Genomic DNA, 23,428 nt, shown 5'->3' with positions numbered 1-23,428 from the left:
GTGACCTCACACCCCATTTCCGAGTGAATAGTTCCGTCATCGACGGAATTGGGCTTCATCCCGCTGTGTCTGCTGGAGTATAGTGGCCGCTCCGAGACCGGTCTCTGAGTACGATAACCGCGATGGGACTTGGGATGTAGCAGCGCGCTGGCGCGACTCAAAAGATGGGATTTCAGGGGGACTGATGAGTTTGAGTGTTTGGCTGGCGCTGCTGGCCGTTTGTTGTTTGGGGGCCATGTCGCCGGGGCCGAGCCTTGCCATGGTGGTGCGTCATACGCTCGGCGGCGGCCGCGGTGCCGGTATTGCCTGTGCCTGGGCACATGCACTGGGGATTGGTGTTTATGCACTTATCACCCTGCTGGGGCTCGCGCTTGCCATGAAAGAGGCGCCGCTGCTGTTTAACGGTATTGCGCTGATTGGTGCCCTTTATCTGATATGGATGGGCTGGGGGGCGCTGAACTCCAAAGGCGGTATGCAGGAGAAGCTTGCGGCCGGTAAGGTATCAACGCTCACCGAGGCAGCCCGTGACGGCATTGCCATCTCCCTGTTTAACCCCAAGATTTTGCTGTTCTTCCTCGCGCTCTTCAGCCAGTTTGTGATGGCGTCATCCACGCTGGAAGGCAAGGCGATTATCGTACTGACGCCGCTTTTGGTGGACGGCCTTTGGTACACTTTGGTGGCACTTATGCTTTCGCACCCAAGATTGCTGCCAAAACTGAGGGGGAAGGCGGCGCTTATCGACAAGCTCTCGGGGCTGGTGCTGATATTGCTTGGCCTTCGGGTGCTCTGGACCCTGTGGCAGGGCTTTTAATACGACCTCAATTTTACGAAAAAGGCCGCAGATTACGGCCTTTTTGCTTTCTAACAGCGAGCCTTAAAGCTTAAACGTCTGCACTGCAGTATCGATGGCAGCTTCAGCATTGGGCGCAGCGACAACCGGCGGATTGGCGATATGGTCGTCCAGGTTATCGTTCAGCATGTCCTGATAGTCGTCACTGAACCATTTGAGCGCATTGGCTTTTTCGTTTTGCAGATCCGCAGATTTTATGGCGGCCTCGAAGGCGTTGAAACGGGCAGCGGCGAAGCGCAGGGCGGTGCCGACTTTGCCCACATCCCCCTCGGCGGCGGCAAGCTCGTTGGCCAGCGCGATAAATTTATCGGCAAGTTCAAACAGGTTGGTATTTGTCTCAGACATGGTTGGTTCCCGTATTTTCGTCTTTGCTGATTTTACTCAATTCAATGCAGCTGACTACCGCTATCGGCGATGATTGAGATCTGTGTCGTTTCCCAACAGGGCTAATCACAGTGGGCTGATTTGCCGTGGGCTATGGGGTACACTGCTGCCCCAGAATGTCAAAACCCCCGGAGCCCCATGGCCATTGCAAGCTGGCAGGACTTTATTGCCGCCGAATCCTCCAAGCCCTATTTCCAGGCGCTGACCGAGTTTGTCGCCGCCGAGCGTCAGAGTAAAACCGTATATCCCCCTGAGGATGAGGTATTCGCGGCCTTTGAACATACGCCGCTGGATAAGGTGCGGGTGGTGCTGATTGGTCAGGACCCATATCACGGTGCGGGGCAGGCCCATGGACTGTGCTTTTCGGTGAAGCCCGGGATTAAACCGCCGCCGTCGCTGGTGAACATGTACAAAGAGCTTGCGGTCGATATTGAGGGCTTTACCACCCCAAACCATGGCTATCTGCTGCCTTGGGCCAAACAGGGGGTGCTGATGCTCAATACCGTGCTCACGGTGGAGGAGGGCAAGGCCCACTCCCATGCCAAGGCGGGCTGGGAGACCTTTACCGCCGCGGCGCTTAAGCTGCTGAACGAGCGCGAGACGCCCATCATCTTCGTGCTTTGGGGCAGCCACGCGATTAAAAAGGGTAAGGGCATTACCGCGCCCCAGCATCAGGTACTAAGCGGCGTGCATCCATCGCCCCTGTCGGCGTATCGCGGCTTTTTTGGCTGTGCTCACTTCTCGAAAATCAATGAACTGCTCAAGGCCCAAGGCAGCGAGCCCATCGATTGGCGCTTGTAACAGTTGCGCTTATCTTGCGCCAGACAAAAAAAACCTCGCCGCGGCGAGGTTCTTTTTTGAGTAGAAAACTAATCTGCTAGAAGCTTATCAGGAAGAAAAGCGCATCAGTTACTGCGGGAAACCGCAATTTTTGCCAGCGATTCAAGCGCGGTTCTGAAGTCGCCCTGAGGCAGCACCGACAGGGCCGCGATGGCCTTGGCCGACTCTTCTTCGGCGCGTTTGCGGGTGTATTCCAGCGCGCCACAGCGCTCGAGGGCGGCCAGAATTTCTTCGATGGCACCTGTGCCGTCGGCTTTTTCGATGGCGCTGCGAATAAGTGACTGCTCGTAGTCATTGCCCTTGGCGATGGCATAAATCAGCGGCAGCGTTGGCTTGCCTTCGGCCAGATCATCACCGATGTTTTTGCCAAGCTCTTCGGCGTCACTGGTGTAGTCCAGAAGGTCGTCAATCAGCTGGAAGGCGGTGCCGAGGTATTTACCATAGTCGGCCAGCGCTTCTTCAGTCTTTTCGTCACTGCCGGCCAACACGGCCGCAAGGCGGGTTGCCGCTTCAAACAGCTTGGCGGTTTTACAGTAGATGACCCGCATATAGCTTTCTTCTGTGGTGTCCGGGTCGTTGCAGTTCATCAGCTGCAGTACTTCACCCTCAGCCAGCACGTTGGTGGCATCGGCCAGCACCTGCAGCACTTTCATGCTGCCAAGCTCGGTCATCATCTGGAAGGAGCGGGTATAAAGGAAGTCACCAACCAGTACGCTGGCACTGTTGCCAAACAGGGCATTGGCGGTTTCGCGGCCGCGGCGCAGGGTCGACTCGTCCACTACATCATCATGCAGCAACGAAGCGGTATGGATGAATTCGATAATGGCCGCAAGCTTGAGGTGACCTTCACCTTTATAGTCAACCGCCCGAGCCGCCAATACCGACAGCAAAGGGCGCAGACGCTTACCGCCACCATTAATAATGTAGAAGCCAAGTTGATTGATAAGAGCAACATCGGATTCCAGTTGTTTGTAGATCAGCTGATTGACGTCCTGCATGTCGGCGTCGGCCAGCTGTCGAATCGCATTCAAATCCATAACAGACTCTGGTTGTCAGGGCTGGCTATAATAGAGCCCTGATTTAGGCGTAAGTGTTATAATAACGCGATCTTACCTAAAAATAAGGCCAATGGCAGCAGTTGCCCCGTTAATGTGGGAGTTATGCAGATCTTTTTTTAATCTTTGCTAATTAGGTCTTGCCAGTCCTGGATTCTTCGCGTAAACTCCGCGCCCATTGTCATTAAAGTTTTTTGTGGCGCATCGCGTTGTAGCCCCAGAGGGGTATGAGACCGAAGCGTCAGGAATTTGGAGTAAAATAGCTATGTACGCTGTTTTTCAAAGTGGTGGCAAGCAACACCGTGTTGCTGAAGGCCATACAGTTCGTCTGGAAAAAATTGAAGTTGCTACCGGTGAAACCATCGAGTTCGATCAGGTTCTGTTGGTTGCTGATGGCGAAAACGTGAAAGTGGGTGCTCCACTGGTTGCTGGCGGCAAAGTAGTTGCTACTGTTGTTGCTCACGGCCGCGGCGAAAAGGTAACTATCCAAAAGTTCCGTCGTCGTAAGCACCACGAGAAGAAGATGGGCCACCGTCAGTGGTTCACTGAAGTTAAAATCACTGCTATCAACGCTTAATAGGAGTCTGACTCATGGCACACAAAAAAGCTGGCGGTTCTACTCGTAACGGCCGCGATTCAGAAAGCAAACGTCTTGGTGTAAAGCGCTTCGGCGGCGAATCAGTTCTGGCTGGTAACATCATCGTACGTCAGCGTGGCACCAAGTTCCACGCCGGTGTGAACGTAGGTATTGGTCGTGACCACACCCTGTTCGCCCTGACTGACGGCAAGGTGAAGTTCGAAGTTAAAGGTCCTAACAACCGTAAGTTTGTTAGCATCGAAGAATAAGCTTCTAACTAGCTTAGCTGATTAAGCCCCGCCTTTGGTGGGGCTTTTGTTTTGTCTGGGGGCATGCCCGGATACAGAGATTTTGGTTCGCCGCGCTACAGGCGGTATAATTGCCCTATTCTGTGGTGAGGAGTTGATATGAAGTTCGTCGACGAGGCGGTCATCAAGGTTCAGGCCGGTGACGGTGGCAGTGGTTGTGTGAGTTTTCGCCGTGAAAAGTACCTTCCGGACGGCGGTCCTGACGGTGGTGACGGCGGTGATGGCGGCAGTGTTTATCTGATTGCCGATTCCAGTCTCAACACCCTGATTGACTATAGATTCGAACGCTTTCACATGGCTGAGCGCGGTGAAAACGGCCGCGGCCGTGATTGTACCGGTAAAGGCGGCAGCGATCTGACCCTGCGTGTGCCTGTGGGTACCCGTGCTGTGGATATCGAGACCGAAGAAGTGCTTGGCGATCTGACCGAAGATGGCCAAAAGCTGCTGGTGGCCAAAGGTGGCTTCCACGGTCTGGGTAACACCCGCTTTAAGAGCAGCGTAAACCGCGCGCCACGCCAAAAGACCTTGGGTACCAAGGGTGAGGTACGTGAATTGCGTCTTGAGTTGCTGCTGCTGGCAGACGTGGGCCTGCTCGGCATGCCAAACGCCGGTAAGTCGACCTTCATCCGCGCCGTATCCCGCGCAACACCCAAGGTTGCTGATTACCCCTTCACCACCTTGGTGCCAAACCTCGGCGTAGTGAATCCACGCCCTGGTCAAAGCTTCGTGGTCGCCGATATTCCCGGTCTGATTGAAGGCGCAGCTGACGGTGCCGGTCTCGGTATCCGCTTCCTCAAGCACCTCGAGCGTTGCCGCGTGCTGCTGCACATTCTGGATATCGAGCCTATCGATGGCTCCAATCCTGCCGACAGCGCCCGCGCCATTGTGGCCGAGCTTGAGAAGTACTCGCCTGAGCTGGCGGCCAAGCCTCGCTGGCTGGTGTTCAACAAGACCGACCTGCTGCTCGAAGAAGAGCTGCAGGAAAAGGTTGATGCCATCGTTGCTGACCTCGGTTGGGAAGGTGACATCTACACCATGTCGGCCGCAACCCGTGAAGGCACCAAGGAAATCGCGGAAAAGTTGTTTGATTTCATCAAGAGTCTGCCTGATGATGAAGCCGCTAAAGATCCGGACAAAGAAGTGGAGTTCAAGTGGGATAACTACCACAAGGCTCAACTGGACGATTTGAACCCGGACTTTGACGATTCGGACGACGATGATGACTTTGACGATGATGACTACGACGTGGAAGTCATTTACCAAAGATAAGCCTTCAAATCGGGGATAGCGGTGTACGCAGATACCCAAAATGATATAACCCGGCAGGTGGTGCGCGTGGCGCAGCTCCTGCTGGCCTACGGCGCTGAGTCTGATCTGGTTGAAGAGATCAGTCAGCGTCTGGGCAGGGCCCTTGGCCTTGGCAGTGTTGAACTCTCCATTTCTTCCAACTCGCTGGTACTCACCAGTCTGGTGCACGGCCGCTGTATCACCACCACCCGCCGCATTCGCGAGCACGGCATCAATATGCGCGTGGTGTGCGAGCTGCAGCGCATTTGCCTGTTGGCCGAAAAAGGCCTTTATGGGCCCAACGAGGTGCGTAAACGGGTTGAGCGGATAAGGCCCAAGACCTATCCTGCCTATCTGGTTATTCCTATGATTGGTCTGTCCTGCGCCAGTTTTTGTCACCTGTTTGGCGGCGATTGGATGGCCTCTGTCATTACCTTTGTTGCTTCAGCCATCGGCATGAGCGCAAGGCTCTTTCTGGCCCGTCGCCACTTTAATCCGCTGGTCATTTTCTCCATCACCGCCTTTGTCACTACGGCGGTGGCGCAGCTTGGTTACGAGTGTCCGCTTACCAAGACCCCTGAGCTTGCCATGGCGGCCAGTGTGCTGATGTTGGTGCCGGGCTTTCCGATGATCAACGCCATCTCAGATATGGTGAAAGGCCACATGAACGTGGGCATTTCCCGTTGGGGCCATGCCACCTTGCTGACCGTGGCGTCGGTGATAGGCATAACCATTGCCATGCAGCTGGGAGGCAAGTTTTTGTGAATCTGCTTATCACCCTGATTAACGATGCGCTATTTTCGGCCATTCCGGCGGTGGGCTTTGCCATGGTATTTAACGTGCCACGGCGATTTTTGCCTTACTGCGCCCTTGCCGGCGCGCTTGGGCACAGTTTCCGAACCTTGATTTTGCACTTTGGCCTGCCCATCGAGTGGGCCACCTTTGCCGCAGCCGCTCTGGTGGGGACTATCACCATCGCTTTTGCCAGGCGCCATTTGGCGCCGCCGCTGCTTTACGCAGTTGCCGCCATTATTCCAATGATCCCAGGCACCTACGCGTTTAATACCGTTATCGCTTTGGTGCAGCTTACGGCACAGTCGCAGGTCAGCCCCGAGCTTACCGGCGCCGTTATCAGTAATGGCCTCAAAACCGTGTTTATTCTCGGCGCGCTGTCGGTTGGGCTGGCGCTGCCGAGTTTGCTGTATTTCCGTACCCGTCCCGTCATATAAACCATTCAAATAAGAGGGAACTTAGATGCGTATCGCCATGATAGCCGCCATGGCCAATAACCGGGTTATTGGCAAAGATAACCAGATGCCCTGGCACCTGCCGGAAGATCTGAAGCATTTTAAAGCCATGACCCTGGGCAAGCCTGTGGTGATGGGGCGCAAGACCTTTGAGTCCATCGGCAAGCCGCTGCCGGGGCGTCACAATATCGTTATTTCCCGCCAAACCGATTACCCCCACGAAGGTATTAGTCTGGTGTCTTCCTTTGATGAGGCCAAAGCGCTGGTGGGCGACTGTGACGAACTGGTCGTGATTGGTGGCGGACAGCTGTATCAAAGCCTGCTGGATCAGGCTGATAAGTTATATCTGACTGAAATTTCGCTTGATGTTGAAGGCGATACCCACTTCCCCGAATGGGATGATGGCAGCTGGGAGCTGCTTGATTCCAGCAATCATGTGTCAGCCAAAGGGCTGGAATATCGCTTTATCACACTGGTAAAAAAGTGTTAAATTAACTTGGTTTAAATGTGCCCTACAGGTAAATCCGTTAAATGGAATTTACTGATAACTAAAATAACAAACCAAGGAGTTTATGATGCGAGTGTTGCCTTTGGCCCTTGCTGCAGTGATAGCGGCTTCCTTTGTCCCGACCCCATCCATGGCCAATGCCGACCCGCTGGTGGCGAGCCTGTGTGATTATGTAAAAGCCAACGATAAAAATCGTTTGCGTAAAAAGCTCAAAGAAAGCCGGGTTAAACTGCGTAACGTGTATGCCGGCATCAGCTGTGACGGCAGCAGTTTGTTGCGTACTGCCATGGCGGCCGGTGCTAACGATGTAGGCGAGTTTGTTGCCAAACGTCTTTCCGCCAATGAGCTCGGCGTTGCCGAGGCTGATGGCATGACAGTGCTGGCTTGGGCAGAAGCCAACGGTCATGGTGCGAGCCCCATTACCGCTGCAATCAAAGAGCGGATGGCTGGCGGCGGCGAAGAGTCGGAAGATTAATCGCAGCGTCTTGATAAAAAAGCCGGGCTTGCCCGGTTTTTTTATGGCTGAAATCTGCTTTGTTTGATTGCAGGTTAACGGCAAACGCTTATCAGCCAGTGTGAGCCTTGGATGGATTGCGATAGTAAGGCCCGATAGGAAGGCCATAGAAGCGATTGAGGTGACTGGCATAGCAACGCATCAAGGTGCCTGTGGTGCATTGTCTCGGCCAGGTTATGGGATGGTGTTGCCGACGGAAAGAAAAAAGCCCTGAACGCATTTCAGGGCTTTTTGTTTATCGTGCCAAGCGGGCTTTTTAGTCTCTGTACAGAGGTCTCTTACACCCGGAACTCTTTTACCGAGCTTTGCAGCTCTTCGGCGAGCCGTGCCACTTCCTGACTGGATTTGGCGGTCTGATCGGCGCCGATGGCGGTTTCTTCCGAGATGGCCGCAATATGCTCAAGCTTCTCTGAAACCTGCTGGCTGACCAGATTCTGCTCCTCGGCGGCGTGCACAATGTGGGTGCCGGCGTCGTAGGCACGATGCACCGAATTGCTGATGGTTTGCAGCGCCTGGTTGGCCTGCTCGGTCTTTTCAACACAGGACTGGGCCTGATTCTGCCCAAGCTGCATCACCGCAACCGCCTGCTGCGTGCCTTGCTGCAGCACTTCAATCATCTGCTGGATTTCGCGGGTGGAGTCCTGAGTGCGGGAGGCGAGGCTTCGTACTTCATCGGCAACAACCGCAAAGCCGCGGCCTTGCTCACCGGCACGGGCGGCTTCGATGGCCGCGTTCAGTGCCAGCAGGTTGGTTTGCTCGGCAATGCCGCGAATTACATCGAGAATAGAGCCGATGGAAGCGCTGTCGGCATGTACCTTGTTAATCACCTTGCTGGCCTTGGCCACTTCGTCGGCGAGCGACAAAATCGTGCGCTTGTTTTCATCGGCGATGGCGCGCATATGCTTGGCTTCGTCGTCGGCCTGCTTAATTTGGCCGAGGGCGTCTTCGGCGCTCATGTTGACCTGATGGGCGCTGGAGCTGAGCTCAGTGGTGGCCGCAGCAATCTGATCGACCTGATTTTTTTGCTCCTGAATACCACTGGTGGTTTGCGAGGTGATGGCCGAGGTTTCTTCGGCGGCGGCCGCCAGCTGATTGGAGCGGTCAAGAATGCTGGTAATAAGCCGACGTAAACTGTCCACCAGACGGTTGCAGTTGCGCGACAGCTCGGCAAATTCGTCGTGGCCTGAGCCATCAAGCTTGTGAGTCAGGTCGCCACTGGCAAGCACGTTAAGGGCGTCATTCACCTCATCGAGGGAGCGCTTCAGTGGACGCACTACCGCCATGCTGATGGCGATGGCAATCACGATGGCAAAACCGACCAGCAGCATGGTTTGTGTGGATGCGCGGCTGATGGAGCCGAGGGCGTCGTCACCAATTTTGGTGGTGAAGTTTTCAATGTTTTTGGTCAGCTGGCGCATCTGGGCGGTCACTGTCACGGCATTTTTTTCCACCGCATCCAGCTTGTCGTTTGCCAGTTGGTCGCTGCCAAGCTGCACCGCTTTCAGGGCAACCAGGGTGTCGCTGCCTTCAAGCAGTTTCAGTACCTTGGCTGAGTCGTCCTTAAACGCGGAGATGACCTCTGCATCAATCACGCCCTGACCATGGCGCTCCAGATATTCGGTCTTGGTTTTGACTTCACCAACCATGTAATCCAGCTCTTTGGAGATAAGCTCGTATTTGCTCTTCTCCTCGGTCGCCACCAGATCGTACACAGTGGTGATAAGGTTGGTCATGGTGGTGTCGATGGCGCCCGCAGCGGCGGCAAGCTCACGCTCGGTCTGGTTTTCGCTGCTCTCAAGATCAACGATATCCAGCAGGTTGGATGAGGCGTCATCGGCGCTGTTTTCGAGTTTCTCACGCATCTTGAGCAGCGCTTCCTGCTCGCTGAGCGCGGCAAAGCGGGCTTTTAGCATGGCTTTGCTGTTGCTGTCGAGCGTCTGGAAACTGCTGCGAAGGGTGTTCAGCTCGCTTGAAAATTCACTCTGATTGGCAAGCAGCGACGACAGCGAGGCGTACTTATTCTGAAACTCCTGGCCAAGCTTTACAAAGGATTGCTCGATTGGCGGGACACTGGCGGCGGATTTGCTGTGAAAGGCCTTAAGTAACAGTCGCTGCTGCTCGCTTAAGGTCTCGGTCAGATGGCTGGTTGCTTCCAGCGCCGGCATACTGAGCTCTTGTACTACGGCAGTGCTTTGTTTCAGTTGGGAATTGGTCCACAGTGAGGCCAGACCGAGGAGGATTAACAGCAGAGTGATAAAACCGAATCCGCCAATAACTCTGGTGGCGACTTTCATTCTCATAGGGTACTCCGGAGATATTGTAATTCTTGTCCCGAATGGATTGCGCGCTTAGGCGCCAGCGAGGCTCTTTTGTATCGGCCAGTTTGCGCGTTAGTTTAACCCAAATTTAACTTCTTTTGAGTAATTTTTTCCCCGCTTTCGAGCTGCCACAGAGTGAGATCTTCGCCCCAGCAGCAGCCGGTATCGAGGGCGATGCGATTTGCTTTGCCCGTGTGTCCCATCAGTGCTGCCCAGTGACCAAACACCAGGGTGTGGTCGTCAAGCTCAGATGGAAGCTCAAACCAGGGCTTAAGCTCGGTGGTGCAATCGCTGGGCGGCTTTTTGCAGGCAAAATCGAGGCGGCCGTCCGGGTGCAGGTAACGCATCCGTGTCAGCGCATCGATGCAATAGCGGTGACGCAGAAAACCCGAGGCTGTGGGGTCCCAGGCTTCCGGCTCATCCGTGTACATGGCGCCGATAAGCGAGAGGTAACCATCGCTTTGCAAAAGCTTACTGACTTCGCCGGCTTCGGTACGCAGGGTCGCCAAATCCCACTGGGGCGGCACGCCGGCGTGGGTCATGATGAGTTTGTGCTCGGGGATTTCGCGCATGAGTGGCTGATGGCGCACCCAGTCGATAAAACCGGGCAGGTGCTTGGATTCAAGCAGTTTTTTGAGTTTGTCGCTGGGTTTGGCGCGCTTAAGGCCGGCGGTGATGGCAAGGAGATGCAAATCATGGTTGCCAAGCACTACCTTGGCGGCGTCGCCGAGGGATGTCATAAAGCCGAGCACTTTGTGGGATTCGGGCCCGCGGGCGACCATGTCGCCCACCGACCAGAGCTCATCGCGGGAGGGATGAAAATCTACCCGCAGCAGCAAGAGCATCAGCTCTTCGTAACAGCCCTGAATATCGCCGACAAAGTAACGGGCCATCAGTGCAGCACGCCGGGCACTGCCAGACGGAAGGTGGGGATTGCGGCAAAAAACTGCTTGCCGTCTTCCCACACCATGCCATAGCGGCCTTCCATAAAGCCTACCGGGGTATCCATCACGGTACCACTGGTGTACTGGTAGGCGGTGTTGGGTGGTATGGTTGGCGTTTCGCCCACCACGCCGGCGCCCTGCACCTCGGTGATATGGCCATTGGCATCGGTGATTATCCAATGGCGGGTTTCGAGTTTGGCCGTCCTGTCACCCAGATTGATGATGGTGATGGTGTAGCTGAACACGTACTTGTCTTCGGCTGGCGTGGATTGCTCTTCGAGGTACTCGGTATCTACCTGAACCTTGATGGCGGGATCTACGTCGGTCATCGTCATTCCAAAACTGTTTATCAGACTCTTAAGTGTAATAGTGACTCGCGCCTTGATTAGCGCTTGTCGAAAAGATAGTTGGCCATGGCAACATACTGCTGCACGCTGATATCTTCCGGACGCAGGCCCGGGTCGATGCCAAGCAGCTCAAAGTCCGCATCCGACAGCATGGGTTTTAAGTTGTTGCGCAGGGTCTTGCGGCGCATGTTGAACGCGGTGTTGCACACGGTGCGCAAAAGCTCCACATCCTTACAGGGCCAGGGTTTCACTGCATACGGCACCAGACGCACCACGGCAGAATCGACCTTCGGCGGCGGGGTAAAGCAGCCGGGCGGCACTTCGAGCACTGGCACCACCTGGCAATAGTACTGAGCCATGACGGTCAGCTTGCCGTAGGCCTTGGTACCGGGCGAGGCCGACAGGCGCAGCACCACTTCTTTTTGCAGCATAAAGTGCATGTTCTCAATATGCTCGGCAAATTCGAACAGATGGAACATCAGCGGGGTGGAGATGTTGTATGGCAGGTTACCAAACACCTTGAGCTTGCGATCGGGCACCACCAACTGACTGAAATCGAATTTAAGCGCATCGCCCTGATGGATGGTGAGCTTGTTTTTCAGCGTTGGGTGTACCTTAAGACGCTCGGCCAGATCGCGGTCGAGTTCAATCACCGTCAGGTTATCGATGGACTGCGCCACCGGCTCGGTGAGGGCGGCAAGGCCCGGACCGATTTCCACCATCACATGGTCGTTGTCCGGCGCAATGGCACCGACAATCCGGTTGATGATATTGCCATCGGTGAGGAAGTTCTGACCGAAACGTTTTCTGGCCGTGTGGCCCAAATGGACTTTATTGCTCATGACTCTCTATCAATTGGTCTTGGCGGCAAGTTCTATGGCCTTGTTCAGGGCACAGACAAAGCTGCCGATGTCGGCGCGCCCGGTACCGGCCAGCTCGAGCGCGGTTCCGTGGTCTACCGAGGTACGGATGTATGGCAGGCCCAGGGTGATGTTCACCGCCTTGCCAAAACCCTGAGCCTTGAGTACCGGCAGACCCTGATCATGGTACATAGCAAGCACCACGTCAGCATCGTCCAGGTATTTTGGCTGGAACAGGGTATCGGCGGGCAGAGGGCCGACAATATTGAAATGCATCTCTTCCCTGAGTTCATCAAGGGCGGGGATTATCACATCCAGCTCTTCGCGGCCAAGGTGTCCATTCTCCCCGGCATGGGGATTAAGACCGCAGACGTAAATTTTAGGATCCTGAATGCCAAATTTGCTCACCAAATCGGCATGCAGAATGCGGATAATCTTGTGCAGCCGCTCGCGGGTGATGGCCTTGGCCACGTACGCCAGCGGAATATGAGTGGTCACCAGCGCCACCTGCAATCCGGGGCAGGCGAGCAGCATCACCACGTCCTGACAACCGGCCTGATTGGCAAAAAACTCAGTGTGGCCACTGAAAGAAATGCCGGCCTGATTGATGATGCCTTTGTGCACCGGACCTGTGACCACGGCGTCAAACTCGCCGCTCATATTTTTCTCACCGGCAAAACGCAGGGTATCCACCACATAGGCGCCGTTTTGCTCGTTGAGTTTGCCGCATTCAACCTCGGCGTTGAGGCTGAAGGGCACTATGCTGAGGGTGCCGGCGGCCTGGGGCTTGGCCGGCAGTGACGCATCATAGGGCTCGAGGGTTATCGGCAGTCCAAGCTTGCGGGCACGCTCCTTGAGCAGTTTTGGGTCGGCGCAGGCAATCAGCTGCACGGGCCAATCCTGCTGTGCCAGCTGGATAACCAGATCAGGACCTATCCCGGCGGGTTCGCCGGGGGTGATGGCGATGCGTTTTACTGTCACGTATTAACCTCGGTTGGCCTCAGGCTCCCACACTTCGATGTGGGCTTCGGCGCGGATTTCATCCAGCCAGGTTTGCAGTTCTTCGTTGAATTTACGACGGAAAATCAACTGGTGCGCCCGGTTGGAGTTAAAGCGATCGGTGGCATCGGTTTTACGCTTTTCTTCCAGCTGCACCACGTGCCAGCCGTGGGAAGTGCGGAACGGCTCGCTGATCTCATCCAAGCGCAGCTGACCGAGCATTTGAGCAAATTCAGGCACATACACGCTTGGCTCGGCCCAGCCCAGTTCGCCGCCCTTGGTGGCAGAACCCGGATCTTCAGAGTACTGGCGGGCAATGTCTTCAAACTTGGCTTCGCCGCTGCGGATTTGCTTCACGAACTGATCCAGCATGGCCTTGGCACGCTCTTCTGACAGAATCGGCGATGGCTTAAGCAGGATGTGGCGTGAGCGCACTTCTTCGATTTCTTTGGTCTGCAGGCCGCGGATATCGACGATTTTCAGGATATGGAAACCTGAGCCGCTCTTGATGGGGCCAATGATCTCGTCTTTCTTGGCATCACCAACCACTTCGGCAAACAGGGTCGGCATTTCGTTGATGTTCATGTAATCCCAAATACCGCCTTCCAGCGCTTTGGGGCCAGACGAGGCCGCAATCGCGATGGAGCGGAAATCGGCGCCGCCGTTGAGGCGCTCCAGCACTGTCTGGGCGCGCTTGCTGGCGGCTTCGAGTTCGGCGCTGGTGGGGTTGCTTGGCACTTCAATCAGGATGTGGCCAATCTGGTATTCCACGTCCTTGTTGCCTTGTTCTTCAATCATCTTCACCAGGTTGTTGATTTCCTGAGGAGATACCTGAATACGGCGCTGCACCTGAATCCGCTGGATTTCGCCCAGGGTGATTTCTTCGCGCAGCTGCTCGCGGTACTGAGCAAAGCTCATGCCTTCGGCGGCAATGGCCTGCTGCATTTGTGCAACGCTCATTTTCTGTTCGCGGGCAATGTTTTCAATCGCCTGGTCGAGCTGTAAATCACCTATGTGCAGGCCGATGCGGTCGGCCATCTGCAGCTGCAGACGGGTCAGAATAAGGCGCTCAATGACCTGGGTGCGCAGCGCTTCGTCTGATGGCAGGCTCTGGCCGGCGGCGCGGGCATTTTGTTTGACGTTGGTGATGAGGTTCTGGATTTCACTTTCCAGTACTATGCCATCGTTCACTTGTACAGCAACGCGATCGAGCAGTTGTGGCGCGGCAACGCTCTGCAGGCTCATGGCCATGCCCAGCGCGGCAAATATCAGATTTTTACAGGGTTTCATCCAAATAAATCCTTGGCTTTCTTAAGTTTTCATCCACCTGGCGGGCGAAGAAAACCCGGTAGTGTTAACCTGTTTGGACAACGTGTTTTTGATGTGGTTTCGCAATCTACCACATTTCCGCACGAATTCCTCAATTCCGCAGATAAAGCGGCTTTCTGTAATTGAACAGTCCTTCGTTAAGCATATCGCTGACCCCAAGCGGGCCCGAGCCACCCAGACCTTTAATCACGAAGTTAAGGTACACGCCGCTTTCAAACAGCTCGCGGTTGTCCTGCACCGGATTGAAGGTGTCTTCGTAGTTGGTCTTGATGCGGTAGTGGTAACTCAAACGCACGGCCCAGCAGCAGCTTTCGTACTGGAAGCCGGTGTAGGTTTCCACCGAGCGGCTTTCGTTCAGGTCGTAGTACCAGTTACCGACAAAATACAGGTTGTCGGTGAGCGGCCAGGTGGTACGCATACCGGCCTGGCTGATATTGACCTGATCGTTGTTGTTGGTGTTAATCAAATCCGGCACATAGCGATAGCTGAACTGCAGCAGCTTGTTGCCACCCGGACGATAGTCGAGGGTAAACTCGGATTTTTTATTGTCGCTGGTGCGGGCATCGTACTGCACCGCGCCGCTTAAGTACCAGTTGTCGGTCACCCGGGCATCGAGCTCGGCGGCAATCGCCGATTCACTGGGGCGTTCTTCAATCAGGCCTTCGTAAAACGACACCTTGCTCGGCGAGAAATAGGCAATCTGACCCAGGCTGAATTTAAACTGCTCGAGGTTATTTTCATCGAAGAAGCGGGTGGTCAGACCCAGGGTCATCTGATTGGCATCGGCAACCCGGTCCAGGCCGGAAAAACGGCGGGCGCGGAACAGGCCGTAGTAGTCGTCCTGCAGCGGCGCTGTGTCGTACACGCCGATGCCGCTCTGATTTTCATAGCCAACGTACAGGTACTGGAACTGCGGCTCCAGCGTCTGGCGATAGCGGTCTCCAAGCCAGGAGGTGTTGCGCTCAAGGTTGATTTGACCGTGAATTTTTGCCCGCGGAATGGTGCGGCTGACGCTCTCATCCAGGCTTTCGCCATTCAACAGTTCAGTATTGCGCTGCCAGTAGTTGGTTTGCAGTACCGCGAGCTCACTGGTGAGTGAGCCCGCCGGCCCCTGAATGGGCAGGGTGAGCGAGGGCTGCATGTGCAGACGGGTCGCGGTGACCATCTCGCTGTCTTTGTGTTCGAAGTTGGTCGCTTCGCCCATAAAACCGAATTCGAGGGTGTTGATAAGGTCGCGCTGGCGGTAGTTGAAGTTGACCTGAGGCATCACCTGATAGGGCATCTCATCTTCGCCCAGCACCTTGATGTCCTGTACCCGGGCGCTGACGTTCCAATCGTTCTCGAAATAACTCATCTCGCCGATGCGCGACAATTGGTTGTCGGTGGCGCGGGCCACGGCTGAGTCGAGATCGTTAAAGTAGTTGTTATCCGACACATCGGTAAAGGCGGCGTTTACCCGCCAGTGTTTGTCGATGGCGCCCCGCTGCTCCCAGTGATACAGGTAACGGTCGCTGTCTTTGGCGAGCATGCGGTCGCTGCCGAGGTACTCAAGGTTTACCTGTCCGGCCTGGGCATCGCCTGCCAGATAGCGGAATTCACCCTGCATAAACAGGCCGCGGGACGACATGTAGTGCGGTGTCAGGGTTAAATCGTATTCGGGGGCTATGTTCCAGTACCAGGGGGTGGCAACTTCCACGCCGTTGGTGGTGCTGGTGCTGAATTCGGGGAACAGAAAGCCGGTTTTGCGCTTGTCCGACACGGGTACCGTCATGTACGGCACATAGAATACCGGCACATCGCCGATACGCAGTGTGGCGTCCCACACCTCACCCCATTCCTCGGTGCCATCGATTTTGATGCGCTCGGCTTCAAGCTTCCAGGAGTTATCGCCGGGTGGGCAGGTGGTAAAATTGGTGCCGCGCAGATTGAGGTTGTTGTCTTTGGTGATTTCCAGCTTATTGGCATCACCATGAACCTGCTGGCCGTGCAGCCAGTATTTGGCGCCTTCAAGCTTGGCACTGTTGTCTTTGATTTCGGCGCTAAGGTTGTCGGCGGTAACGGTAAACTGGCTGTCCTGAAACACCAGATTGCCTGAGGCTTCGAGGCGCTGCTTTTCGTAATCCATGTTGGCGCGGTCGGCGTGGATAGAGCGGCTGCCCTGACGAAACTTCACGTCACCTTCAAACACTGCGCTTTGATTCATGATGGCATCAGAGCTGTTGGAGCGGATTTCCACCTGCTCAGAGGTGCTTGACTGCGCATCTGCGTCAGGAACCGGTACCGGCGGGATCACCAGGCACTGATCCTCGGCGGGAGCCTGCACGACGTCATCGGCGAGTGCCAATTGCGGAAACAGGCCCAAGGCCAGTAAATAACGGATCTGCATGGTTAAGTATTCTGTTTGAAATTCTGTTTCTGGATGAAATTATCTGCCCATTCAGTGGACACACACGGGCGGGAAAAGTTGCACTTCTACCCGATTTGGGGCTGCCAGGGTTCCAGTATCAACGAATTGGCTGTTTCCAAAAAATATGCTGGCTATAATAAAGCAATTTTTTGCCAAGAGCCATGGAACCCCTGTGTCAGACCCGAGATTTCTTACTCTTAATCATTGGCTTTCCCAGACCTTCACCGAGGTCAGTACCCCCGAGCTTATCTCCGGGGATGCCAGCTTTCGCCGCTACTTTCGAGCCCGTTGTCAGGGCCGTGATTTAATCATCATGGATACGCCGGTGGCGCTTATTCCCACCGAGCCCTTTGTGGCGGTGCGCGATGCTTACGCCGCCGCAGGCCTGCCTGTGCCAGCCATTGTTGCCAGAGATGACGCCCAGGGCTTTATGGCGCTGGAGGACTTTGGTGATGTGCAGCTGCTGTCGCTGCTTGACCGGCAAACGGTGCGCCACTGGTATCCCAAGGCGCTGGCGCTGCTGCCCGCCATTGCTGGCGTGACCGAAACGGCCCTCGGGCCGCTGCCGGACTACGATGGGGCCTTTGTTCGCCGTGAGCTGGGGATCTTTACCGAGTGGCTGCTTGGCACCCACCTTAAGCTTGAGCTGACCGACGCCGAGCAAGCCGTGCTCACAGACGCCTTTGATATGCTCACCGCCAATGCGCTCTCGCAGCCCAAAGTCGGTATGCACCGAGATTTTCACAGTCGCAATCTCATGGTAGTGGACGGTGAGCTTAAGCTGCTGGACTTTCAGGACGCCGTGCTTGGCCCTGTGACCTACGATGCGGTGTCGCTGCTGCGCGACTGTTACATTCGCTGGAGCGAAGAGATAGTCGATGACATGCTGGTCGAGTTTTTTGTGCTTGCCCACGAACAGGCGCTGGTGCCGCCTGAGACCGACATGGTGCTGTTTCGCCGCTGGTTTGAACTGATGGGGCTGCAGCGCCATATCAAGGCGGCCGGCATTTTTGCCCGCCTGAACCACAGGGATGGAAAAGCCGGCTACCTTAAAGACATTCCTCTGACCCTGCATTACATTCGCGATGTGGCTGTGCGTTACAAAGAGCTTGGCGACTTTGCCAAGTTCATCATGACGCGGGTAATGCCGGCGCTGGAGGCTACAGCATGAAGGCGATGATCCTCGCCGCAGGCCGGGGCGAGCGCCTGCGCCCGCTCACCGATGCTGTGCCTAAGCCGCTGGTGGAAGCCGCCGGTAAGCCGCTTATTGTCTATCACCTTGAAAAACTCGCCGCCGCCGGAATAAGTGAGGTGGTGATAAACACCGCCTGGCTTGGGCATAAACTCGTTGAAACCCTCGCCGATGGCAGTCAATTTGGTGTCTCCATCCAATACAGCCACGAGCAGGACGCGCTTGAGACCGCAGGCGGCATTTTAAAAGCGTTGCCGCTGCTTGGTGATGCGCCGTTTTTGGTGATTAACGGCGATATCTTTATCGACCGATTACCATCGCTGCCGACCCTCGATGACTCGACCCTCGCGCACCTTTTTTTGGTGGATAACCCGTCGCAGCACCCACAGGGGGATTTTGCCCTCGATGGCAGCCGAGTGCTGGCCGAGGGCGACAGCAAGCTCACCTTTGCCGGCATGGGGATTTACCGGCCGGCGCTGTTTGCCGGGCTTAAGCCTGGCAGACACGCCCTTGGGCCGCTGCTGCGTGAGCACATGGCGCTTGGGCAGGTGAGCGGTGAGCATTACCGCGATTACTGGTGCGATGTCGGTACCCTCGAGCGCCTCGACGGGCTCAATCACAGACTCAAGCAACAAGCCATGCTGCAACTCATGCAACAATCCCGGGCCGAAGGAGTGTAACGCGCCGCTATGAAGTACAAAGGAAAGCTGTTCGGGTTTCTCATCGGGTTTATGTTCGGCAAGATTTTCGGCGCACTGCTTGGGCTGGTGGTGGGTCACTGGCTCGATAAAAAGTTTGCCCGCGCCGTGGGTAATGCCAGCAAGCGCCAGCAGGTGTTTTTCAATACCACCTTTGCGGTGATGGGCCATGTGGCCAAGGCCTCGGGGCAAGTGACCGAAGCCGACATTCGCCTTGCCAGCGGGCTTATGGATCAGCTCAGGCTCGACAATGACGCCAGGCGTCAGGCGCAGCAGTCCTTCCGTGACGGCAAGGCTGCGGATTTTGACCTTAAGGGCAATCTGCGCGCGTTTCGTTTGTTGTCGGTGGGCCGTAACGATTTGTTGCAGATGTTCCTTGAGATCCAAATTCAGGTGGCGCTGGCCGACGGCGAGCTGCACCCGAACGAGCTTAAGATCCTGCGCACAGTGGCCGCCGAGCTTGGTTTCAGCGAACAGGCATTGGAGATGCTGCTTGGTCGCTGGCAGGCCGAGTTCAATTTTGCCCGCAAGGGCAATGGTGGCGGCAGCACCCTCAAAGACGCCTATGTCTTGCTGGGTATTGAAGAATCTGCTACAGATCAGGACGTTAAGAAAGCCTATCGCAAGCTGATGAACGAACATCATCCCGACAAGCTGGTGGCAAAAGGATTACCACAGGAAATGATGGAATTGGCCAAACGCAAGGCTCAGGACATTCAGGCCGCGTACGAAGCCGTTAAGGCCGCACGCGGGATGCGTTGATATCAGGGAGAATACAATGAAATACCCCGCCAGTGTGTTGGCCGCAGCCCTATTGATGGTGCCGGTGGCTCAGGCCGAAATGTACCTCACGCCTTTTGTGGGCTACAGCTTTGCCGCCAGTGATTTGGATGCCAGCAAAACCGGGCTTGACACCCCGGGCAGCGTCAGCGCCGATGAGTCGTCCCATTACGGCATTATCTTTGGTACCACCACCAATCACCCGGGCAATATGTATGTGCTGTATTCAAGCCAGCGCACAGATTTGCTCGCGGGCGGCGCCTTCTCCAACGAGCGGGTAACATCCCTGGATATCGACTATGCCCATGTGGGTGGCAGTCTGTATTTTCCCAAGGGCGATTTGATGCCCTATGTCACCGCATCCATGGGCCTGACCCAGATGCGCCCCGGCGATAACTACAGCGACGAAACCCGCTTCTCCATGGGGTTTGGCGCCGGGCTTGAATATCGCCTCGCCGCCAACGTGGCACTGGTGGGCGATGTGCGCGCCTACGCCACCTTTATCGACAGCAAGAATGACCTCTTTTGCGACGCCAGCAACTGCCTGTGGCAGGTAGAAGCCGATGTGATGTGGCAGGGGCAGGCCAATTTTGGTGTGAGTATCAGGTTTTAATTGATGACATCGATTTGTGTGCTGGACGGCCATACCCTGAACCCCGGCGATCTGGATTGGTCTGTGCTGGCCGCCTTTGGCGATGTGGAGGTGCATGAACGCACGCCAGCCGGGCATATTCTTGCCCGCGCCGCCGGCAAGCAGGTGCTGCTGACCAACAAAACGCCGCTGGATGCTGACACCCTTGCCGCCTTGCCTGAGCTTAAGTACATAGGCGTGCTCGCCACCGGCACCAATGTGGTGGATATGGATGCGGCGCGCCGCCTCGGCATTGCGGTAACCAATGTACCGGGCTACGGGCCGGATGCGGTGGCGCAAAATGCCTTTGCCCATGTGCTGCACCATATCTCGCGGGTGTGGGAGCATCATCAGGCGGTGATCCGCGGCGCCTGGTCGGCGCAGCCGGATTTCTGTTTTACCCTCGGCAGGCTCGAGTCGTTGTCGGGCATGACGCTGGGGCTGGTGGGCTTTGGTGATATTGCAAGGCACATGGCCGCTATCGGCGCCGCCTTTGGTATGAAGCTATTGGTCACAAGCCGCAAAAAGCCCGACGATTTACCCGCAGGCGCCGAGTTTGTGCCCTTGCAAACCCTGTTTGCCCGCGCCGATGTGCTGTCGCTGCACTGCCCGCTGACTGCGGAAACGGCGATGATGGTTAACCGTGAGAATCTGGCGCTGATGAAGCAGGGCGCCCTTATCATCAACACCGCCCGCGGCGGTTTGGTGGATGAAGCGGCGCTCGCCGATGCGCTGCACCAGGGGCGCATTCGCGCCGCGGTGGATGTGCTCTCAAGCGAGCCGCCGTCGCCGGACAACCCGCTCCTGCATGCGCCCAATATCAGTATTACGCCCCACAACGCCTGGGCCACAGTCAAGGCGAGGCAGAACCTGCTCGATATTGCGCTGGCAAACCTTGATGCCTTTTTGCGGGGCGAAAAACAAAACCGGGTCGATTGACCCGGTTTTTTATGCCGCTTAATGGCGTACGAGTTACCTGCTTTTTACTGCAGATTGGCTTCGAAGGTGAGGAAGATTTCGCTCACCGCTTTATCGGCAAGGCGGGTGTCCGGCAGCGGCGACTCAAGCTCGGCATGCAGCAGGTAGCGGCCAGCCTTTGGCGGAGTAAAGCGGATTTGGCCTTTGTCATCGCTGCTAAGGGCTGTTTCTTCGGCCTGATTGCGGTACTGCATGCCATCGGCGACCACAGTCACTTTCACGCCTGCAGCCGCCTTGCCGTTAAACAGCAGGCTCAGTGTCAGCGCTTCGCCTTCAATAAAGTCGGCCGGGTGCGTCACCGGCACCAATTCCAGAAACTCACCGCTGGGTTTGAACGCCTGCTCTGACGGCTTGTTGAGGGTCACATAGGATTCAACCCGCGAAAAATACAGTGCCGATTCCAGCTCATAGCCATCTTTTGGCATGGCGGCTTTGGCCGTTTCCTTGTCGGCGGCGATACGCGCCGGCTTATCCTGACCTTTGATTTTGTAGCGCGAAAAATAGCGCGGTTTGGCCTCTTTCTCGAGCTTGTAGGTGCCGTCACTTGTCAGCTCATAATCAAATACCGCGCGGCGGTTGCCGCGAAAACTGGCGGCCGGTTTGGCGGCGCTGCCATCGGGGGTGATGATTTGCACATCTTCGGCGCCAAAGGGTTTATCAAACTCGAACATGCGCTCGCTGGCACTGACATCGGCGCTTATCCACACGCCTTTGCCATCTTCACCTGAGACGTTGAAATGGCTGGGTAAAATCCAGCGGTCGTGTGCCTGGGCCAGAGGCGTGAGCAGTAAGGCGGCAAGGGGTAAGAGTTTTTTCATGGGAGGCTCCGTAGCAGATGTTATTCGTGAATGCCTGTTGGCGTTAATGCATGTGGCATCAGTGCTGTTTGCATCAGTCCTGTTTGAATCAGTGCTGGCCCGCGTCAACTGTCGATAAGCGGGCGCAGCTGACAAAGGCAAAAGCACGATTCGGGGCAAGTTATTGGGTATCGGATACCCTGAGCACTGTGGCCGCGGTTTCGCTGGTGGCGGCAAGCTCACGCTCAAAGGGCGCAAGTGGCAGTGTCAGCGGCGCGCGAATAAGCTCACGGTTGCCTTTTTCGCGCACCACTTCGATAAAGAGTTCATAGTCACCGGCGCTTAGCGGCTTGCCATCGTCGCCGGTCTGATCCCAGCTCAGGCGATACAGGCCCGCCGGGCGGGTTGCACCCGATACGGCATCAATCAGCGCCGGATTATCGCGGCCACTTTTACGCCACCAACGGCGCACGTCTTTAAACCACTTTTCTCCGTCGTGTTGCAGCCACAGGGCGATGGTTTTCACCGGCTCGCCATTGGCGTTTTCAACCCACACGGCGGTGTAGGGCCTGTGATATTGGCCGCCCTGGATGTCGGCGAGTGTGAGTTCGATTTCAAGCGTGTCCGGCGCGGCTGCTGCGATTGTCGGCAGGGCAGTCAGCAGCATGGATGCAAAAAGCAGTGCGGTCGTGTGTTTCATAACATCCTCGATGTGGCGCCGGTTCAGGCGGGAATAAACCAGAAGTAAATCAAAAGACAACTGGCGCTGACCGCGGTCATATAGCCCAAAGAGCGCTTAAGCCTGCGCTGCTGCGGCAGCAGTAAAAAGGCGCCGGTCAGTGAAAAAATCAGCATCAGCAGCGCGCTGATATCTATCACCAAACTCCACACCGGGCCTGTGCTGCGCCCCTTGTGCAGGTCGTTAAGCACGGCAACCAGACCATAATCCAGGGTCTCGATTTCAACCTGCTGTGCCTCGCTAAGCAGGGTAATGGTGCGATAGCGGCCGGGGCCTTTTTGCACCAGCACCAGCTCATCGTCGCTTATCTCAACCTCGGCGCGGTTTCCCTGCCAGTTGCTTGCCATCCAGTGGGCGGCATTGTCCTGCCAGCGCACTGAGCTTGCTTCGACTGGCACTAAAAATGCCGGCAAGGGCGCGATGTCACGCTGGGTGTCGGCGCTGGATGCGCCAAACCAATCGGGATGGTTGAGGGTGATACCTGTCAGGGCAAAAAACAGCATCAGCAGCAAAAGTGCCATTGAGACATACACATGCAGGGTGCGGGCAACTGACAGGGCTTTTTTACCCGGACGTAAAGAGACAGACATAACCACAGGCGGTAAACCAAAGTGGTATCAATCTAATTAAGATTTATTCTCAATTGAAATGGCTTTACAAAGTTTACACGTCGATTTGGCGCTGCCGATTGCGGGCAAAAAAGCAGCCTGAAAGGAAAGCCAGCCTAAAAAGAAAGTCAGCCTAAAAAGAAAGGCAGGCTAAATAGAAAGGCAGCCAGTGGGCTGCCTTATATTAAAAATCGGCCTTGTTTTAAAAATCTGCCTTAAATCCAAGTGCTG

General features: G+C 55.8%; 26 protein-coding genes. 14 read left to right on the top strand and 12 right to left on the bottom strand.

What is annotated here, in order from left to right; all coding sequences use genetic code 11:
* The first annotated feature begins 184 nt into the window (after positions 1–184).
* The gene (locus KJI95_RS03790; RefSeq protein ID WP_214505816.1) at positions 185–811 is read left to right on the top strand and encodes a LysE family translocator; all 627 of its coding nucleotides are present in this window, start codon (positions 185–187) and stop codon (positions 809–811) included.
* Between the two features lie 63 nt (positions 812–874).
* Here the strand turns inward: KJI95_RS03790 and KJI95_RS03785 are convergent, their stop codons facing one another.
* Entirely contained in the window at positions 875–1,195 is a 321-nt protein-coding gene (locus tag KJI95_RS03785; RefSeq protein WP_214505815.1) for a DUF3144 domain-containing protein, read from the bottom strand.
* 177 nt (positions 1,196–1,372) lie between these two features.
* Between KJI95_RS03785 and ung the strand changes: the two genes are divergently transcribed.
* On the top strand, positions 1,373–2,035 hold the full coding sequence (gene ung / locus KJI95_RS03780) for a uracil-DNA glycosylase (protein WP_214505814.1): 663 nt from the start codon (positions 1,373–1,375) through the stop codon (positions 2,033–2,035).
* Positions 2,036–2,139: 104 nt separating this feature from the next.
* On the opposite strand, the gene ispB is transcribed toward ung, so the two are convergent.
* A complete protein-coding gene (gene ispB, locus KJI95_RS03775) occupies positions 2,140–3,111 on the bottom strand; it encodes an octaprenyl diphosphate synthase (RefSeq protein WP_214505813.1) in 972 nt (323 codons plus the stop codon).
* Between the two features lie 283 nt (positions 3,112–3,394).
* Between ispB and rplU the strand changes: the two genes are divergently transcribed.
* The 7 genes from rplU (at position 3,395) to KJI95_RS03740 (ending at position 7,531) form a co-directional block, all read left to right on the top strand.
* Positions 3,395–3,706 carry a 50S ribosomal protein L21 gene (rplU, locus tag KJI95_RS03770; RefSeq protein WP_011760937.1) on the top strand — a complete coding sequence of 104 codons (312 nt, stop codon included), beginning with the start codon at positions 3,395–3,397 and terminating at the stop codon, positions 3,704–3,706.
* A 14-nt stretch (positions 3,707–3,720) separates the two neighbouring features.
* On the top strand, positions 3,721–3,975 hold the full coding sequence (rpmA, locus tag KJI95_RS03765; RefSeq protein WP_037439204.1) for a 50S ribosomal protein L27: 255 nt from the start codon (positions 3,721–3,723) through the stop codon (positions 3,973–3,975).
* 138 nt (positions 3,976–4,113) lie between these two features.
* Positions 4,114–5,283 (top strand): Obg family GTPase CgtA, encoded by a 1,170-nt coding sequence (cgtA, locus tag KJI95_RS03760; protein ID WP_214505812.1) that lies wholly within the window; start codon positions 4,114–4,116, stop codon positions 5,281–5,283.
* A gap of 21 nt (positions 5,284–5,304) precedes the next feature.
* Entirely contained in the window at positions 5,305–6,066 is a 762-nt protein-coding gene (locus tag KJI95_RS03755) for a threonine/serine exporter family protein (protein WP_214505811.1), read from the top strand.
* Positions 6,063–6,530: a threonine/serine exporter family protein gene (locus KJI95_RS03750; protein ID WP_214505810.1), complete on the top strand. Its 468-nt coding sequence runs from the start codon at positions 6,063–6,065 to the stop codon at positions 6,528–6,530. Before KJI95_RS03755 ends, KJI95_RS03750 begins: the two co-directional genes overlap by 4 nt.
* A 25-nt stretch (positions 6,531–6,555) precedes the next feature.
* Positions 6,556–7,038, top strand: coding sequence for a type 3 dihydrofolate reductase (folA, locus tag KJI95_RS03745; RefSeq protein WP_214505809.1), 483 nt, complete (start codon positions 6,556–6,558; stop codon positions 7,036–7,038).
* A gap of 85 nt (positions 7,039–7,123) precedes the next feature.
* On the top strand, positions 7,124–7,531 hold the full coding sequence (locus KJI95_RS03740; protein ID WP_214506180.1) for a DUF3718 domain-containing protein: 408 nt from the start codon (positions 7,124–7,126) through the stop codon (positions 7,529–7,531).
* Between the two features lie 317 nt (positions 7,532–7,848).
* Here KJI95_RS03740 and KJI95_RS03735 read toward each other — a convergent pair whose 3' ends face one another.
* From KJI95_RS03735 to lptD, 7 genes are all read right to left on the bottom strand, one after another.
* On the bottom strand, positions 7,849–9,870 hold the full coding sequence (locus KJI95_RS03735) for a methyl-accepting chemotaxis protein (protein WP_214505808.1): 2,022 nt from the start codon (positions 9,868–9,870) through the stop codon (positions 7,849–7,851).
* A 95-nt stretch (positions 9,871–9,965) separates the two neighbouring features.
* Positions 9,966–10,781, bottom strand: a complete 816-nt coding sequence (locus tag KJI95_RS03730; RefSeq protein WP_214505807.1) for a symmetrical bis(5'-nucleosyl)-tetraphosphatase — start codon at positions 10,779–10,781, stop codon at positions 9,966–9,968.
* Positions 10,781–11,161: a Co2+/Mg2+ efflux protein ApaG gene (gene apaG / locus KJI95_RS03725; protein WP_214505806.1), complete on the bottom strand. Its 381-nt coding sequence runs from the start codon at positions 11,159–11,161 to the stop codon at positions 10,781–10,783. Before apaG ends, KJI95_RS03730 begins: the two co-directional genes overlap by 1 nt.
* Before the next feature lie 56 nt (positions 11,162–11,217).
* On the bottom strand, positions 11,218–12,021 hold the full coding sequence (rsmA, locus tag KJI95_RS03720) for a 16S rRNA (adenine(1518)-N(6)/adenine(1519)-N(6))-dimethyltransferase RsmA (protein WP_214505805.1): 804 nt from the start codon (positions 12,019–12,021) through the stop codon (positions 11,218–11,220).
* 9 nt (positions 12,022–12,030) lie between these two features.
* Complete coding sequence (gene pdxA, locus KJI95_RS03715) at positions 12,031–13,020, bottom strand: 4-hydroxythreonine-4-phosphate dehydrogenase PdxA (protein WP_214505804.1); 990 nt, start codon at positions 13,018–13,020, stop codon at positions 12,031–12,033.
* Positions 13,021–13,023: 3 nt separating this feature from the next.
* A complete protein-coding gene (gene surA, locus KJI95_RS03710) occupies positions 13,024–14,328 on the bottom strand; it encodes a peptidylprolyl isomerase SurA (protein WP_214505803.1) in 1,305 nt (434 codons plus the stop codon).
* A 130-nt stretch (positions 14,329–14,458) separates the two neighbouring features.
* Positions 14,459–16,753 (bottom strand): LPS assembly protein LptD, encoded by a 2,295-nt coding sequence (gene lptD / locus KJI95_RS03705; protein ID WP_214505802.1) that lies wholly within the window; start codon positions 16,751–16,753, stop codon positions 14,459–14,461.
* 145 nt (positions 16,754–16,898) lie between these two features.
* On the opposite strand from lptD, the gene KJI95_RS03700 reads away from it, so the two are divergent.
* Genes KJI95_RS03700 through KJI95_RS03680 form a run of 5 tightly spaced genes read left to right on the top strand, consistent with a single transcriptional unit; the run spans position 16,899 to position 21,014 of the window.
* Positions 16,899–17,945, top strand: coding sequence for an aminoglycoside phosphotransferase family protein (locus KJI95_RS03700; protein ID WP_214505801.1), 1,047 nt, complete (start codon positions 16,899–16,901; stop codon positions 17,943–17,945).
* Positions 17,942–18,646: an N-acetylmuramate alpha-1-phosphate uridylyltransferase MurU gene (murU, locus tag KJI95_RS03695; RefSeq protein WP_214505800.1), complete on the top strand. Its 705-nt coding sequence runs from the start codon at positions 17,942–17,944 to the stop codon at positions 18,644–18,646. The genes KJI95_RS03700 and murU overlap by 4 nt, the downstream gene beginning before the upstream one ends.
* Before the next feature lie 9 nt (positions 18,647–18,655).
* Positions 18,656–19,426 carry a co-chaperone DjlA gene (gene djlA / locus KJI95_RS03690; protein ID WP_214505799.1) on the top strand — a complete coding sequence of 257 codons (771 nt, stop codon included), beginning with the start codon at positions 18,656–18,658 and terminating at the stop codon, positions 19,424–19,426.
* 16 nt (positions 19,427–19,442) lie between these two features.
* Positions 19,443–20,057: a porin family protein gene (locus tag KJI95_RS03685; protein WP_214505798.1), complete on the top strand. Its 615-nt coding sequence runs from the start codon at positions 19,443–19,445 to the stop codon at positions 20,055–20,057.
* Positions 20,058–20,060: 3 nt separating this feature from the next.
* The gene (locus KJI95_RS03680) at positions 20,061–21,014 is read left to right on the top strand and encodes a D-2-hydroxyacid dehydrogenase (protein ID WP_214505797.1); all 954 of its coding nucleotides are present in this window, start codon (positions 20,061–20,063) and stop codon (positions 21,012–21,014) included.
* A gap of 44 nt (positions 21,015–21,058) precedes the next feature.
* On the opposite strand, the gene KJI95_RS03675 is transcribed toward KJI95_RS03680, so the two are convergent.
* The 3 genes from KJI95_RS03675 to KJI95_RS03665 all read right to left on the bottom strand — a co-directional run bounded on the left by KJI95_RS03675 (position 21,059) and on the right by KJI95_RS03665 (position 23,179).
* Positions 21,059–21,871 carry a DUF4198 domain-containing protein gene (locus tag KJI95_RS03675; RefSeq protein WP_214505796.1) on the bottom strand — a complete coding sequence of 271 codons (813 nt, stop codon included), beginning with the start codon at positions 21,869–21,871 and terminating at the stop codon, positions 21,059–21,061.
* A gap of 160 nt (positions 21,872–22,031) precedes the next feature.
* On the bottom strand, positions 22,032–22,550 hold the full coding sequence (locus tag KJI95_RS03670) for a DUF2271 domain-containing protein (protein WP_214505795.1): 519 nt from the start codon (positions 22,548–22,550) through the stop codon (positions 22,032–22,034).
* A 23-nt stretch (positions 22,551–22,573) separates the two neighbouring features.
* Positions 22,574–23,179 (bottom strand): PepSY-associated TM helix domain-containing protein, encoded by a 606-nt coding sequence (locus KJI95_RS03665; RefSeq protein WP_214505794.1) that lies wholly within the window; start codon positions 23,177–23,179, stop codon positions 22,574–22,576.
* Positions 23,180–23,428 lie beyond the last annotated feature (249 nt).

This window comes from Shewanella jiangmenensis (assembly GCF_018596335.1).
Lineage (GTDB): Bacteria > Pseudomonadota > Gammaproteobacteria > Enterobacterales > Shewanellaceae > Shewanella > Shewanella jiangmenensis.
The sequence above is the reverse complement of the archived record's forward strand: the minus strand, read 5'-3'. Positions and strand labels throughout refer to the sequence as shown.